General features: G+C 61.4%; 13 protein-coding genes. 8 read left to right on the top strand and 5 right to left on the bottom strand.

Translation table 11 applies throughout. The annotated features are described in order from the left end of the window. The first annotated feature begins 82 nt into the window (after positions 1 to 82). The 3 genes from ACU5AY_RS18815 to ACU5AY_RS18805 are packed head-to-tail and all read left to right on the top strand — an operon-like array spanning position 83 to position 3,555. Positions 83 to 1,006 (top strand): 2-hydroxyacid dehydrogenase, encoded by a 924-nt coding sequence (locus ACU5AY_RS18815; protein ID WP_446827333.1) that lies wholly within the window; start codon positions 83 to 85, stop codon positions 1,004 to 1,006. Positions 1,007 to 1,037: 31 nt separating this feature from the next. Continuing rightward, positions 1,038 to 2,093 carry a tartrate dehydrogenase gene (locus ACU5AY_RS18810; protein WP_446827332.1) on the top strand — a complete coding sequence of 352 codons (1,056 nt, stop codon included), beginning with the start codon at positions 1,038 to 1,040 and terminating at the stop codon, positions 2,091 to 2,093. A 4-nt stretch (positions 2,094 to 2,097) separates the two neighbouring features. Next, entirely contained in the window at positions 2,098 to 3,555 is a 1,458-nt protein-coding gene (locus ACU5AY_RS18805; protein WP_446827331.1) for an NAD-dependent succinate-semialdehyde dehydrogenase, read from the top strand. Between the two features lie 112 nt (positions 3,556 to 3,667). Here the strand turns inward: ACU5AY_RS18805 and ACU5AY_RS18800 are convergent, their stop codons facing one another. After that, positions 3,668 to 4,942 (bottom strand): NAD(P)/FAD-dependent oxidoreductase, encoded by a 1,275-nt coding sequence (locus ACU5AY_RS18800; RefSeq protein ID WP_446827330.1) that lies wholly within the window; start codon positions 4,940 to 4,942, stop codon positions 3,668 to 3,670. Positions 4,943 to 4,957: 15 nt separating this feature from the next. Next, the gene (locus ACU5AY_RS18795; protein WP_446827329.1) at positions 4,958 to 5,626 is read right to left on the bottom strand and encodes a haloacid dehalogenase type II; all 669 of its coding nucleotides are present in this window, start codon (positions 5,624 to 5,626) and stop codon (positions 4,958 to 4,960) included. Positions 5,627 to 5,934: 308 nt separating this feature from the next. On the opposite strand from ACU5AY_RS18795, the gene ACU5AY_RS18790 reads away from it, so the two are divergent. Both ACU5AY_RS18790 and ACU5AY_RS18785 read left to right on the top strand, forming a co-directional pair. After that, the gene (locus ACU5AY_RS18790) at positions 5,935 to 6,774 is read left to right on the top strand and encodes a GNAT family N-acetyltransferase (protein WP_446827328.1); all 840 of its coding nucleotides are present in this window, start codon (positions 5,935 to 5,937) and stop codon (positions 6,772 to 6,774) included. Positions 6,775 to 6,797: 23 nt separating this feature from the next. Next, a complete protein-coding gene (locus ACU5AY_RS18785) occupies positions 6,798 to 8,171 on the top strand; it encodes an aminotransferase class III-fold pyridoxal phosphate-dependent enzyme (RefSeq protein ID WP_446827327.1) in 1,374 nt (457 codons plus the stop codon). Between the two features lie 14 nt (positions 8,172 to 8,185). Here ACU5AY_RS18785 and ACU5AY_RS18780 read toward each other — a convergent pair whose 3' ends face one another. The 3 genes from ACU5AY_RS18780 to ACU5AY_RS18770 form a co-directional block, all read right to left on the bottom strand. Next, positions 8,186 to 8,662, bottom strand: a complete 477-nt coding sequence (locus ACU5AY_RS18780; protein ID WP_446825998.1) for an Lrp/AsnC family transcriptional regulator — start codon at positions 8,660 to 8,662, stop codon at positions 8,186 to 8,188. Between the two features lie 279 nt (positions 8,663 to 8,941). After that, positions 8,942 to 10,270: an aspartate aminotransferase family protein gene (locus ACU5AY_RS18775; protein WP_446827326.1), complete on the bottom strand. Its 1,329-nt coding sequence runs from the start codon at positions 10,268 to 10,270 to the stop codon at positions 8,942 to 8,944. Positions 10,271 to 10,358: 88 nt separating this feature from the next. After that, complete coding sequence (locus ACU5AY_RS18770) at positions 10,359 to 11,459, bottom strand: phosphotransferase enzyme family protein (protein WP_446827325.1); 1,101 nt, start codon at positions 11,457 to 11,459, stop codon at positions 10,359 to 10,361. Between the two features lie 400 nt (positions 11,460 to 11,859). Here ACU5AY_RS18770 and ACU5AY_RS18765 point away from each other — a divergent pair, with 400 nt between their 5' ends. The 3 genes from ACU5AY_RS18765 (at position 11,860) to ACU5AY_RS18755 (ending at position 14,348) form a co-directional block, all read left to right on the top strand. Further along, positions 11,860 to 12,657 carry a substrate-binding periplasmic protein gene (locus ACU5AY_RS18765; RefSeq protein WP_446822568.1) on the top strand — a complete coding sequence of 266 codons (798 nt, stop codon included), beginning with the start codon at positions 11,860 to 11,862 and terminating at the stop codon, positions 12,655 to 12,657. A gap of 120 nt (positions 12,658 to 12,777) precedes the next feature. After that, the gene (locus tag ACU5AY_RS18760) at positions 12,778 to 13,449 is read left to right on the top strand and encodes an amino acid ABC transporter permease (RefSeq protein ID WP_446827324.1); all 672 of its coding nucleotides are present in this window, start codon (positions 12,778 to 12,780) and stop codon (positions 13,447 to 13,449) included. Positions 13,450 to 13,574: 125 nt separating this feature from the next. Further along, positions 13,575 to 14,348 (top strand): amino acid ABC transporter ATP-binding protein, encoded by a 774-nt coding sequence (locus ACU5AY_RS18755; protein ID WP_446822566.1) that lies wholly within the window; start codon positions 13,575 to 13,577, stop codon positions 14,346 to 14,348. Positions 14,349 to 14,384 lie beyond the last annotated feature (36 nt).

Raw genomic sequence — 14,384 nt, 5'->3', positions numbered from 1 at the left:
CAATTCATGAACGCGATTGCAGGCGGAACGAATTCAATGCGGAAAGCAAGCGCGCGGGCGGCAGCACAAGGAAGCAAGTCTGATGACCTTTCTCTTCAACTCGGACGCCGAGCGTGGTGCGATCTTTGCGGCGGCCTTCGCCAGGGATATGCCCGATGTTCCCTTCAGCATGGATCCCTCAGGCGTCGATCCGGAGACGGTGCGGTATCTAATCACGTGGACGGTGCCCGAAGATCTCGCACGCTACCGCAATCTCGAAATCCTCTTCTCGATCGGCGCCGGCGTCGATCAGTTCAGTGGCTCGAGCGTTCCCGAGCACGTCAAGATCGTGCGGATGGTCGAGGATGGAATCGTTCGGATGATGCAGGAATACGTGCTGCTGGCGGCTCTGGCTCTGCACCGCAATCTGCCACTCTATCTCGACCAGCAGAAGCGCAAGGTCTGGTCGCCGCTGCCACAGCTGCAGGCCACGGAGCGACGGATCAGTGTCCTCGGTCTCGGCACGCTTGGGCAGGCCGTCCTGGAACGCCTGAAGCCGCTCGGCTTTCCTCTGTCCGGTTGGAGCCGCAGCCCGCGAACCATCGACGGCGTCGCATGCCACCACGGCGACGCCGGCCTTGAGACCATGCTCGCGACGACGGACATCCTTGTCTGCCTGCTGCCGCTGACCTCGGAGACGCGTGGCTTCATGAATGCCGCATTGTTCCGGAAGCTTCCTGAAGGCGCTGCACTGATCCATGTCGGTCGCGGCCCGCAACTCGATCAGGACGCGCTCATTGCGGCCCTCGACGCGGATCATCTCGCCGCCGCCATGATCGACGTCACCGATCCCGAACCCTTGCAGGAGGACCACCCCTTCTGGAGCCACCCGAAGATCATGCTGACGCCACACATTGCCAGCGTGACCCAGCCGGAAACCGCGGCACGCGCTGTCATCGACAACATCAGGCGTCATCTCGCCGGAGAGGCGCCGATCGGCCTTGTCGACCGTGCGCGCGGCTACTGAACCGACGCCAGCCTTTAGGAAGGTACCCACAATGAACACATACAAGATTGCATTGATCCCCGGCGACGGCATCGGGCGCGACGTCACGGACGCCGCATGGACCGTGCTGCAGACAGTCGCCGGTATCTCCGGCATCAGGCTCGAAGGCACGGAATTCCCCTGGTCCTGCGCATTCTATAAACAGACCGGCCGGATGATGCCGGAGGACGGCATCGAGACGTTGCGTCCCTTCGACGTCATTCTTCTCGGCGCGGTCGGCTGGCCGGCGGAAGTGCCGGACGCAGTCTCGCTGCACGGATTGCTGCTCCCGATCCGCAAGGCCTTCGTGCAATACGCCAATATCCGCCCGCACCGGCTACTACCCGGCGTGCAGGGGCCATTGAAGGCCGAAGGCTTCGACATCCTCTGCATCCGCGAAAACACGGAAGGCGAATATTCGGGAGCCGGCGGGCGGGTCCACCAGGGCATGGACAACGAAGTCGCCGTCGAGACCTCGATCTTTACCCGTACCGGTGTCGAGCGCATCATCCGCTTCGGCTTCGAGCAGGCGCGTGTCAGAAGCGGCAAGCTCGCTTCCGTCACCAAGTCGAATGCACAGAAATACTCCATGGTCTTCTGGGACGAGATCACGCGGACGCTCGCCGCCGAATATCCCGACGTCGAGGTGACGAGCTACCATGTCGATGCACTTGCCGCGCGCATGGTCATGGCCCCCGAGAGCCTGGATGTCATCGTCGCCTCCAATCTCTTCGGCGACATCCTGACCGATCTGGGCGCCGCCATCCAGGGCGGCCTCGGCTTCGCGGCGTCCGCAAACATCAACCCCGACCGCTCCGCACCGTCCATGTTCGAACCCGTTCATGGCTCCGCACCTGACATCGCCGGGAAGGGGATCGCCAATCCGATGGCCGCCGTCTGGTCCGGCGCGATGATGCTGGATCACCTGGGCGAGAAGGAAGCCGCGAACAAGGTCATGACCGCACTTTCCGTGGTCACAGGACGCGGCATCGGCACCGTCCCCGGCAAGGACACCACGGATGCGATCACCGCCGCGATCATCGATACGCTCACCTCCTCCGAAGGATAAATCCATGCTCAACATCAAGGACACGGACCTGCTGCGTCAGGCCGGTCTCATCAACGGCGAATGGGTCGTTGCCCGCTCCGGCAAGACTGTCGACGTCATCAATCCGGCAACGCAGGATGCGATCGGCACCGTTCCCGACATGGGGGGAGAGGAGACCCGCACGGCGATTGCGGCGGCCGATTCCGCGTTCAAGAGCTGGAAGGCAAAGACCAATGCGGAGCGCGCGCTGCTTCTCGAAAAATGGTTCGATCTGATGATCGAAAACCTCGATGACCTGGCGCTGATCCTGACTTGCGAACAGGGAAAGCCGCTGGACGAGGCGCGCGGCGAAATTCGCTACGGCGCATCCTTCGTCAAATGGTTTTCCGAGGAAGCCCGCCGCATCAACGGCCACACCATTCCAAGTCCCGCGCGCGACCGCCGCATTCTGGTGCTGAAGGAACCGGTCGGCGTCTGCGGCATCATCACGCCATGGAACTTCCCCAATACCATGATCACCCGCAAGGTGGCGCCTGCCCTTGCCGCCGGCTGCACCGTCGTCATCAAGCCTTCCGAATTCACACCCTACTCGGCGCTGGCACTCGGCGTGCTTGCGGAACGTGCCGGTATTCCGGCAGGTGTGATCAACATCGTCACCGGCATGCCGACGGATATCGGTAACGAACTCATGGCGAACGAGACTGTCCGCAAGATCTCGTTTACAGGCTCAACCCGCGTCGGCTCGCTGCTGATGCGCGGCGCGGCCGACAGCGTGAAGCGGTTGAGCCTCGAGCTCGGCGGCAATGCCCCGTTCATCGTCTTCGACGACGCCGATCTCGATATTGCCATCGAAGGTGCGCTGGCGTCGAAGTTCCGCAACGGCGGCCAGACCTGCGTCTGCGCCAACCGCATTCTCGTGCAGTCGGGCGTCTATGACGCCTTCGCCGCCAGGCTCAAGGCCCGCGTCGAGGCCATGAAGGTCGGCCCCGGCACGGAAGCCGGCGTCTCCATCGGGCCGATGATCAACAGTGCCGCGATCGACAAGATCGAGCGTCACGTTGCCGATGCACTCGACAAGGGCGCGAAGATCATCACCGAGACTCCTGCCATGCCGAATGGCCGGCAATACACCGCCCCGATCGTGCTCACGGGCGCAACGACCGAAATGCAGCTTGCGACCGAAGAGACCTTCGGTCCGGTCGCCCCACTGTTCCGCTTCGAAACGGAAGAGGAGGCAATCGCCATTGCCAACGGAACGCCCTTCGGCCTCGCCTCCTATTTCTATACGGAGAACATGAAGCGCGCATGGCGGGTCGGCGAGGCGCTGGAGTTCGGCATGGTGGCGCTCAACACCGGCGTCATCTCGATGGAGGTCGCTCCCTTCGGCGGCGTCAAGCAATCCGGTCTCGGCCGCGAGGGCGCCCAGATGGGCATCGAGGAGTATCTGGAATCGAAGAGCTTCCATATGGGCGGGCTGGCCTGAGCGGATATATTATGAGGGCGGTCGCTGGACCGCCCTTTCTTCGTTCCCGCGAGACGACAAAAAGAAGGCGCAGACTGCAAGCAATCCGCGCCTTGAGTCTGGCTGGGATGGGCTACTGGAACCTGTCGAGCATCTTGTAATACTGGCCGACCAGCGGCAGGAACCAGGGCTTGCCGAAATGGCCGGGAACGGCAGGCCAAGGGTAGTCGCGCATCGGATTGCGGTCGGCGCGGCCGAGAATGGCGTCGGCCACCATCATGCCGAGATGGGTCGAGAGCTGTGCGCCATGGCCGGAATAACCCATGGCGTACCACAGCCCGTCATGGTAGCCGGCGCGCGGGAAACGGTCGGCCGTCATGTCGACGAGCCCGCCCCAGCAATAGTCGATGTCGATGCCCTTCAGCTGCGGGAAGATCCGATCCATGCTTTCGCGCAGGATCTCGCCGCTCCTTGAATCCGAGCGCTGGTCGGACGTCGCCGAGAAGCGGGCGCGGCCGCCGAAGATCAGGCGATTGTCGGGAGAAAGCCGCCAGTAATTGCCGATATTCATCGTATTGACGCAGGTGCGGTTGCCCGGCATGACCGCCCGGGCTTCGCTTTCCGTCAGCGGCCGTGTGGCGATCAGGAAGCTGCCGATGGCGATGATGCGGCGGCGGAACCAGCTGAAGTTCTTGGTCGTATAGGCCCCGGTCGCAACGATGATATTCGCGGCCGTCACCGCACCGCGTGAGGTTTGCAAGGTGTGGAGACCGTTGACCTCGACGTGCCCGGTCACCGTCGTTCGCTCGAAGATTGCCGCGCCATGTCGCGCCGCGGCCTCCGCAAGACCGGCGACATAGCGGCCCATATGCATCATGGCGCTCTTCTTCGACAGCATCGCGCCATGGAAGGGCGATCCGACCTCGCCTTTCAGGTCTTCCGGCGACAAGAGCGCCGTATCGGGATCGCATTCCTCGTGCAGCACCTCGAAATTGCGCGCGATCGCATCGAAATGCCTGGGCTTGGACGCAAGCTTCAATTTGCCGGCGCGGCGGAAATTGCAGTCGATCCCCTCTTCCGCGATCAACGTCTCGATGGTGTCGATGGAATCGTCCAGCGCGTGATAGAGCGCGATCGCGCGCTCCTTGCCGAGTTCGGCCTTGGCGGCGAGATAACTGTGCGCCAATCCGTTGTTGAGATGACCGCCATTGCGGCCGGAGGCGCCAAAGCCGACGCGCTCCGCCTCCAGCACGACGACCTTCGCCCCGGCCTTGGCCAGCTGCCGCGCCGCCGCAAGCCCGGTAAAGCCCGCGCCGATGACGGCGACATCGTAGTGCCCGCTGACCGGACCCGGGGCGGCACCGGCAAACGTCGGCGCGGTATCGTGCCAATAGGAGACGAATTTCATCGCTTGGACTTTCCTTTATAGACCGACCACGCCCGGCAGGTCGTGAATGCTGGCAATCTCGGTATAGCCGTAATAGGGGTTCGCCGGCTCGTGACCGCGATTGACCCAGACCTTGTTCCGGATGCCGAGATCATGGGCCGACATCAGGTCATAGCGGAAGGAGGACGAGCAGTGCAGGATGTCCTCCGGGCCGCAACCGAGCATGTCCAGCATGTATTCGAATGCCTGGAAGCGCGGCTTGTAGGCCTGGGCCTGCTCGGCTGTGCAGACCTTGTGGAAAGGCGCGCCGAGCTTTTCGACATTCGACATGATCTGCGAGTTCATGGCGTTGGACAGGATGACGAGCGGTATTTCCTTGGCGACACGGGCAAGGCCGGCCGGCACGTCCGCATGCGGTCCCCAGCTGGGCACGCGCTCATACACCATCCGCGCATCCTCATCCCGGAAGGTCACGCCATTCGCCTTGCAGGCCCGCGAGAGCGAATTGTGGATGACGTCTGCGTATGGCTTCCATGCACCCATGATCTCGTCGAGGCGATAGGCGGAGAAATTCCGGATGAATTTCTGCATGGCCTGCTCGTCGAGCCGGTCGCCATAAAGGTCGCGGGCCGCACCCGCCATGTCGAAATTGATCAACGTGCCGTAGCAATCGAACGTAATGTACTTCGGGCGAAAGGGGGCCATGACGTTCTTCCTCTGGCGTCGCATTTCGTTGCCATGATCATAGGACAGGCCTCCAGCGTCGGCTGTCCGAATGGTGCGCTCCCCGAAGCACAATGTTGTTAATCTGCCATCCCGTTTGGCAGACTATTGCACGGCAAACTCCCGAAGCGGCCCTTCTTAACCCCACGCAGGCGCCCTGTTTGCGGGGATTGCAGCATAAGATGCGGCACTGAGGGGCGGCTTCGGCGAAAGATAGTGCGCCGGCCGCGCCATTCAGATGAATAGCTTCCCCTTCCTGTCCGAGACTTCATCCCAGAAAAGGGAATGCCATGCAGAACAACCAAATCGATCTCGTCGCCTTCGGACCGGAGCATATTGAAGGTGCGGTCCTGCTGTCGCGCGCCGAAAGCTGGCCCCATCGCCACGCGGACTGGAAGCTGGCGCAGGAGCTGAGCACCGGCATCGCCGCGGTTGATGCGGACGGCCGCGTTGTCGGCACGACGCTGGTCACGCCCTACGGCAGGGATTGCGCCACGATCAACATGGTCATCGTCGACAAGTCGATGCGCGGCCTCGGCCTCGGCCGCAAGCTCATGGAACGCGCCATCGCGCTCGCCGAGGACCGGCCGCTGCGGCTGGTTGCCACCGACGAAGGCCTGCCGCTCTATGAAAAGCTCGGCTTCGTCGCCAACGGCCAGATCCGCCAGCATCAGGGCGAGGTTCGTCCGGTCGTCTGCCCCGATGGCGTCGAGGACATGCAGCCCGGCGATCTGGACGACCTGAAAGCCCTCGACAAGGAAGCCCATGGCGCGGATCGCTCTGCGCTGATCGACGCACTGGTGGAACGCGGCGAGATCGCCGTCATTCGCAAGGGAAAGACAATCGAAGCCTGGGCGGCGATCCGCCCCTTCGGTCGCGGCGAGGTCATCGGCCCCGTTATCGCACCGGATGCAAAGACCGCCTGCGCGCTGATCGCCTATCATGCCTCGTCGCGGCCGGCCGCGTTCCTGCGTGTCGACACCGGCAGCGAAACGGGCATAGCCCCCTGGCTGTCCGAAATCGGCCTGTCCCATGTCGGCGGCGGAACCGCCATGCGTCGCCCCGCCAAGGAAGACGCGGAGCAGTCTCGCCGAAAAGTCTATGCGCTCGCCAACCAGGCCCTCGGCTGAAAACAGCAATCCGGAGACTGAAAATGCTCGCCAACTCCCTGATCGAACTCGATCGCGCCCATCTGATCCATCCCGTCGCCTCCTATCGCGGTCACGAGCGCCAGGGCGTACGCGTGCTCAAATCAGCCTCAGGCGCGACCGTAACGGAAGCCAATGGCCACCAGCTCGTCGACGGCTTCGCGGGACTTTGGTGCGTCAATGCCGGATACGGCCATGAAAGCATCATCGAGGCGGCGACCCGGCAATTGCGCGAACTGCCCTATGCCACCGGCTATTTCGACCTTGGCTCAGAGCCGGCGATCCGGCTCGCCGCAGAGCTTGCCGAGCGCGCGCCGGGCGAGCTCAACCGCGTCTACTTCACCCTCGGTGGTTCGGATGCGGTCGACAGCACCATCCGTTTCACGCGCTACTATTGGCATGCGAAGGGCCAGCCGCAGCGCGACCAGTTCATCTCCATCCAGCAGGGCTATCACGGCTCCACCACCGTCGGCGCCGGTCTGACCGCTCTTCCCGCCTTCCATGCGGGCTTCGGTGTTCCACTCGACTGGCAGCACAAGATCCCGTCCCCCTATCCCTACCGCAACCCTGTAGGCAACGATGATGCGACCATCATTGCGTCCTCGCTGGCAGCGTTGAAGGCAAAGATCGAGGATCTCGGGGCGGACCGGGTGGCGGCCTTCTATGCCGAACCGATCCAGGGCTCCGGCGGAGTCATCGTGCCGCCCAAGGGCTGGATCAAGGCGATGCGCAATCTGTGCAAGGAGTACGGCATCCTGTTCATCGCCGACGAGGTGATCACCGGATTCGGCCGCACCGGGCCGCTGTTTGCCTGCAGCGATGAAGACATCGTGCCGGACATGATGACCGTCGCCAAGGGTCTGACCTCCGGCTATGTGCCGATGGGCGCAGTGTTCATGGCCGATGGCGTCTACGACGTGATCGCCGATGGCGCCGGCGAAGCAGCGGTCGGCCACGGCTACACCTATTCGGCCCACCCGGTGAGCGCGGCAGTCGCGCTGGAAGTTCTCAAACTCTATGAGGGCGGACTGCTCGAAAACGGCCTCAAGGCCGGCGCTCGCCTCCGCGCCGGGCTGGAAAGCCTCACCGACCATCCGCTGGTCGGCGAAGTTCGCGGCCGCGGCATGCTCTACGGCGTCGAGCTCGTCACCGACAAGGTGAAGAAGACGGCACTTCCGCCAGCGGCGATGCCGGCGCGCCGCATCTTTGACCGCGCCTGGGACAACGGTCTCGTCGTCCGCGCCTTCCCGCAGGGCGTGCTGGGCTATGCCCCGCCGTTCTGCTGCACGGACGGCGATATCGACGCCATCGTCGAGCGCACGCGCAGGACGCTGGACCAGACACTGGAAGATCCCGACGTCCGTCAGGCCATGGCCTGAGCGGGAAAACGCGATCAGACCGGGAAGAGGCTCGTCAGCGGAAGGTGCGACTTGACGATCGGCGATTTCAGCACGACGAAGCTGAAATACTTGTCGATCCCGATATCCATGTCGGTGAGCCGTTCCATGATCGTCTGGTACTCGCCGATGCCGGCGGTGACGAACTTCATGAGATAATCGTAGCCGCCGGAAACGAGATGGCATTCGATGACCTGATCTATCTTTTCGACGACCGCCAGAAAGCGCGCGAAATCCACCTGCCGATGATTTTTCAGCGTGATCTCGGTGAACACGGTAAGCGTCTGGCCGAGCTTGACGAGATTGATCTGCGCCGAATAGCCCTCGATATAGCCTTCCGCCTGCAGCCGCTTGACACGCATGAGACAGGGGCTGGGGGAGAGATGGACGAGGTCCGCAAGCTCGACATTGGTGATGCGACCGTTCTTCTGAAGCTCGTAGAGAATCTTGATGTCCGTGCGGTCGAGTTTCAACATCGGCTTCTGTCTTCCTTGCATCCTGCCGCAGCATAAAATGCCGTGGATTGTCGCCATGACGTTAGCACAGGAGGGTACGTTGTCCACCGACACCCATCTCTGGAAACGGCACAGAAGGTTTCGAAGCCATATGCCACCGAAGAATTTTCTGCCGCAAGTTTGGGAGATACGGTCCCGAATACGCCCGGCGGCGGAATTCTTCGAGGCTGCAGAGAAAGGCAGGGCCACGCGCCGTTCCTGGAAGGACCGCGCAATTGTCGGCGGTCTTCCAGTTCGTCAGGCCGCGACCCGTTCCAGTGCACGCTTCAGCGCATCCAGGAAGAAGTCCACATGATCTGTTTCGCAGATCAGCGGCGGACGGACCTTCAGCGTATCCTCATTCGCACCTGTCGTGCTGATCAGCACACGTTCATCGCGCATCACATTAACGACGTCCAGAGCCATCTTGCGGCGGGCGGCGGCACTCAGACCGTCGCGCCCCATGTCCACCCCGAAGAACAGGCCGGCATTCCTTATGCCACGGATGTCGGCATGCCCTGAGGCCAGCTTTAAGAGGCCTGCGCGCAGGTACTCGCTGACAGACATTACCTTTTCCGGAATCCGGTCTCGCTGAAGCACTGTCAGAACGGCGTCCGCCGCTGCAATTCCCACCGTGTTTCCGGCAAACGTGTTGGAGTATCGGGCCGTCGCACCGAACTTGTCCATGGGAAGCCGGCGCCCGACCACGGCACCAATCGGAAAGCCATTGCCCATCGGCTTTCCGAGGGTGACCAGATCCGGAACGACCCCATGCCGCTCGAAGCCCCACATGTGCTGGCCGGTCCGGCCAAAACCAGGCTGAACTTCATCCGCGATGAAAAGCGCGCCGGCGCTGCGCGCTGCCTCCACGCCACGTGCAATGAAGCCAGGCGGGTCCACCCACACACCGTCACTCGAGAAGATGCTGTCCATCAGCAGCGCCGCGACGCCGGTTCCCCTTCGTTCAAGGTCGTGGACGGCGACCTTTATCTGCGTCTCGAAGAATTCCGCCGCCTGACTTTCGGGTATGCCCTCCGGGCCGGGCAGCGCGATCATGCGGACGTGCGGGCTGAGCTTGACGGCGTCGCCGAGATTGGGCGAGACCGCGGCAACGGATGCGCTGGTCCCGTGATAGGCGTAGGACGTGACGATCACGCCTTCATTTCCGCTCGCCAGGCGCGCCACCCGCAAGGCGAGGTCGTTTGACTCACTGCCTGTGCAGGTGAACACAACCCGGTCCAACGCCGAGGGAAAGGTCGCAACGAGCCGTTCCGCGTAATCGACAAGCCTCGGCTCGAGATAGCGTGTATTGGCGCTCAACAGGCCCGCCTGTTCGGCGATCGCGTTGTTGACCTCGTGATTGCAATGCCCGAGCGACGGAACGTTGTTGTAGAAGTCGAGATAATCACGGCCGTCCGGATCGTAAAGCCACATGCCCTGGGCACGGACGAAATGCACGGGTCGACGGTATTGAAGCCGGTACGATGCTCCGAGAACCGCGTCGCGACGTGCGATCAGGTCCCGCTCCCGTGCTGGCAGTTCGACCTCACCTGGGACGAAGCGATTGGGCATAAGGTCTGTGGTCATTGTGTTCAATCCGCTTGAAATGGTGGAGAACCGCATTGGACAAGTCGGGCGGTTCGAGGGCAATGCTTTCCGATTGCGTCCAGTCGGCCTAGGTCATCGTGACAGCTTTCGAGATCGCCGCTTCCTCGTCGACGGAGGAAAGCTGTCTTAGAATGGTCAGTCCTCGCTCGGCACGCGCAACATTCTTCAAGATGTAGCCGGCCTCCGCTGGAAAGAGGCGCGCGCGCCAGTTGTTGATCAGGATGAGGGCGCTCTGCCGGGCGCGCATGAGCCCGACGAGAAGCCGCGCCTCCAGGCTCGAAAGTGGAAACTGCGAGGCATAGCCGGAGATCAGATACTCCGCTCCACCCAGAGGAAATGCCGGGTCCGTCACCATGTGGCTCGCCGCGATTGCCAGGTCCTGGATGCGCGGGCTCCAGCATCCATCGCCAAAATCGATGAATGCGATGCCACCGTCCGTCAGCAACATGTTGAATGGACTCGGATCATTGTGTGTCACCTGCCATTCCAGATCATTCAGGCGCGGCGCGACATACGCCATGTAAGTCTCCATTGCCTCGTGGACATTATCCGCAATTTGGCCGGGAGGAAGATATTGTTGAAGGCCCATCAGGCCGGGCCAGCAACCGATGTGCCACAGGATCGGGCGATCGATCGCGGGCATGTCGAGGCGGCCGAGCGCCGCGTCGAGAGCGGCCAGGGACGCGCCTGCGCGGCGAAGGAGGTCGGGGCCCATGTTCAGCGCGTGAAGCGGCAGGCCTTCGATCCGGGTCTGGAGATATCCGCAAACGCCGTTCTCGTTGAAGGTCAGCGTGCCCAGGGAGGAGCACACGATCTCCGGAACGACAAAGCCGGTCGCGCCCTTCAGCCCGGAGAGAGCGCTTGCCTGAAAGCGAAAGCTGTCTACGGATTCCGGTCGCGTCGACGTCTTAAGAATGAGGCGACGTCCATCAGACAACGTCACTTCATCCGTGCATTCAACTTCCGACGAAAGATTGGAAATATTGCCGTCGAGACCATACTGCCGCGCAAGGAGTTTCGCCGGCATGCCCGGCTCCAGACTGGCCGGACGCTCAGCGAGCAATCTGCTCGCCGTCTCGAAATAAGCCTTATCCGACATGCGGGCAACGGGCGGGGCAATACCGGACCCGGGCACCTGGTTTGCACCCCCCTGTTCAATGACCTGCAACTTCTGGGCTCCCCGAAAATGGATCTGGCGCGACGACGATGAAGGCTCTCTCGGACCACCGCGATTGCCGTCTTTAACTGTGATCACATATATCAATATTCAGCTTTGTCAAACGCCACCTCCAACCGCGCGCCAGACAAAACAATGAACATTGCGCGATAATAGCGAAATTTATCCGATATAGACAGAGGGCGTTGCAGTGTTTTAATTTTGTGATATGAGATCACAATACAGATTGCCTAAATTGATTGCGTGCGCATTCTGTAGGCAAGGAACCCGATGGGTTCTTTGACAATCAAATGGCGGCTTCGCGCCTGCAGGGCGCTGCAAAACAAAGGGAACGATAATGACAGCCGGTTTTATGTCTCGCAGAACTCTATTGTCATCAGCCGCGGGAGGCGTGGCAGCAGCCTTGCTGGCGTCACGCGTCCACGCGGCTTCAGGACCCACCATCAAGAGCACGGATGGATCCTTCGAACGCGTGAAGACCGCAAACAGTCTCAGCTTCGGAACCTCGAACGATCAGCCGTATTGCTACGTCGACGCCACCTCCGGCGAGGTTGTCGGCATTGATGCGGAAATCATGTTCGCGATCCTCGGAAAGCTCGGCATCGCCAACCACGACATCACCCAGGTGGATTTTGACGGGCTCATCCCCAGCCTCCTGGCCTCGCGCATGGATGTCATCACCGACGCGATGTACATCACCGAGAAGCGGAAGAAGGTAATCAACTTCTCGGACGGCTGGTATCAGTACGGCGAGGCGCTGCTCGTTCAGGCCGGCAATCCGCTCGGTCTCCATTCGCTTGCGGATCTGAGCAAGGCGAAGGTCGGCAGCTATCTCGGCACGGTGTACCTGGATTGGCTCAACGAAATCGAGGGGGCCAAGGTCAGCAGCTATCCGGATGCAGCAACCGCCATGGAAGATCTCAAGGCCGGCCGTATCGACGCCGCCATCGTCGACGCTCCCGTTGCCGGCTTCGCACTAGCCCGGAATGAAAAATACAAAAACGCCTTCGAGATTGTCTCCGACTACACGCCGAAGGAAATCGGCATCATCGGTGCCGGCTTCCGAAAGGAAGATGAAGCATTGCTCGAAGCCTTCAACTGGGGCCTCAAGGCCATCAAGGAAGACGGCACGGACCTGGCGATCCTCAAGAAGTGGGGGCTCTCGGAGAACAACCGCTACCTCGGCTGAGAAGCGGCCACTCCTGGCGAGACATGGCTGCCGGATAGCGTTCAGAAAAGGCAGAGCGAACACGGCTCTGCCTCTCGGACGCGATCCGGTTCTGCGGCAATTTTCTGGAAGGCATTCCCGATGGACTTCTCCGTCACCGACATAATCGACTTCATGCCGCGTCTCCTTTGGGGAGCGCTGACGACAATCGAACTGACACTGATGTCGATCATCTTTGCAATGGCGATTGGTCTGCTGCTGGCCATTGTTCGGCTGTCGTCACGGCGACTTCTGACCTTCCCCGCAGCGCTATTTGTCGACGTGATCCGGGGAACGCCGCTGCTGTTGCAGATATTCTATATCTATTATGTCCTGCCGCTGGCCGGAGTGACTTTGGACTCCTTTACGGCCGGCGTCATTGCCCTCAGCCTGAATTATGCCGCCTATCTCAGCGAGGTGTTTCGCTCAGGGATCATGGCTGTCGCCCCGGGACAACGGGAGGCGGCCTGGTCGCTCGGCATTCCCGCCCGTGAAACGATGACGCGGGTCATCCTTCCACAAGCGATCCGCGTGGTGATTCCGGCCGTTGGAAACTACTTCGTTTCGCTTTTCAAGGATTCGGCCCTGGTGTCGGTCATTGCGCTGTCGGAACTGATGCGGGCGGGCCAACTGCTGGCATCCTCGACCTTCAAGCATTTCGAGATTTTCACGATGGTTGCATTGATCTACCTGGCCATAAGCTATCCAGCGACCTGGCTCGTTCGCTGGACCGAGAGGCACTTCAAGATCGGCAGGATTAAACCCACTGCCTGACATCGCCCGGGTGCGGTCATTCTCCCGTGAACTCACGGCTTGGCCGCAGTCCGCAATTCGAGAGTGAGAACGTGTCGCAGATTGCGTTCTTTCCGTTATCTCACATAAAGCACCCAGAGGGTCACATGCAAAATTCTGAAATTGGCTCCGGCTCGGCATCCAAGAAGAAGATCGTCGACATTCGCGATCTTTCCAAATCCTACGGAAGCTATGAGGTCTTGAAGAAGGTCAATTTCACCGTACATGCGGGCGAGCGCGTCGTCATATGCGGGCCATCGGGCTCGGGAAAGTCGACCCTGATCCGCTGCATCAACAGACTTGAATTGTTCCAGTCGGGAAGCATCGTCGTCGATGGCGTCCCGCTTGATGGAAATCCGGAAAACATCGACACGATCAGGCGCGAAGTCGGGATGGTTTTCCAGTCCTTCAACCTCTTCCCGCATCTGACGGTGCTGGAAAACTGCACCCTCGCACCGATGATCGTGCGCAAGCTGTCCCAACCGGCAGCCGAAAAGCTGGCGCTTGAACTTCTGGACCGGGTCCAGATTGCCGATCAGGCGCGCAAGTATCCCATGAACCTGTCCGGCGGGCAGCAGCAGCGCGTCGCGATTGCCCGCGCCCTGTGCATGAAGCCACGGTTGATGCTGTTCGACGAACCGACATCCGCCCTCGATCCCGAAATGGTCAACGAGGTTCTCGACGTGATCGTCAGCCTCGCCAACGATGGCATGACCATGATCTGCGTCACCCACGAAATGGGCTTTGCCCGCCGCGTGGCCGATCGCGTTGTCTTCATCAGCCAGGGCGAAATTCTGGAAGAAGCAGAGCCGAACACCTTCTTCGAGGCACCGCGGCACCAGAGGACGAAAGCGTTTCTGTCGAGGATATTGCCGCACTGAAGAGCGATCCGCCGCGCCCTGCCCCCGACGGATCTC

The sequence above is a fragment of the Rhizobium sp. PAMB 3174 genome (assembly GCF_052908375.1).
Note: the sequence above shows the minus strand (reverse complement) of the source record. Positions and strands in the feature narration are given on the sequence as shown.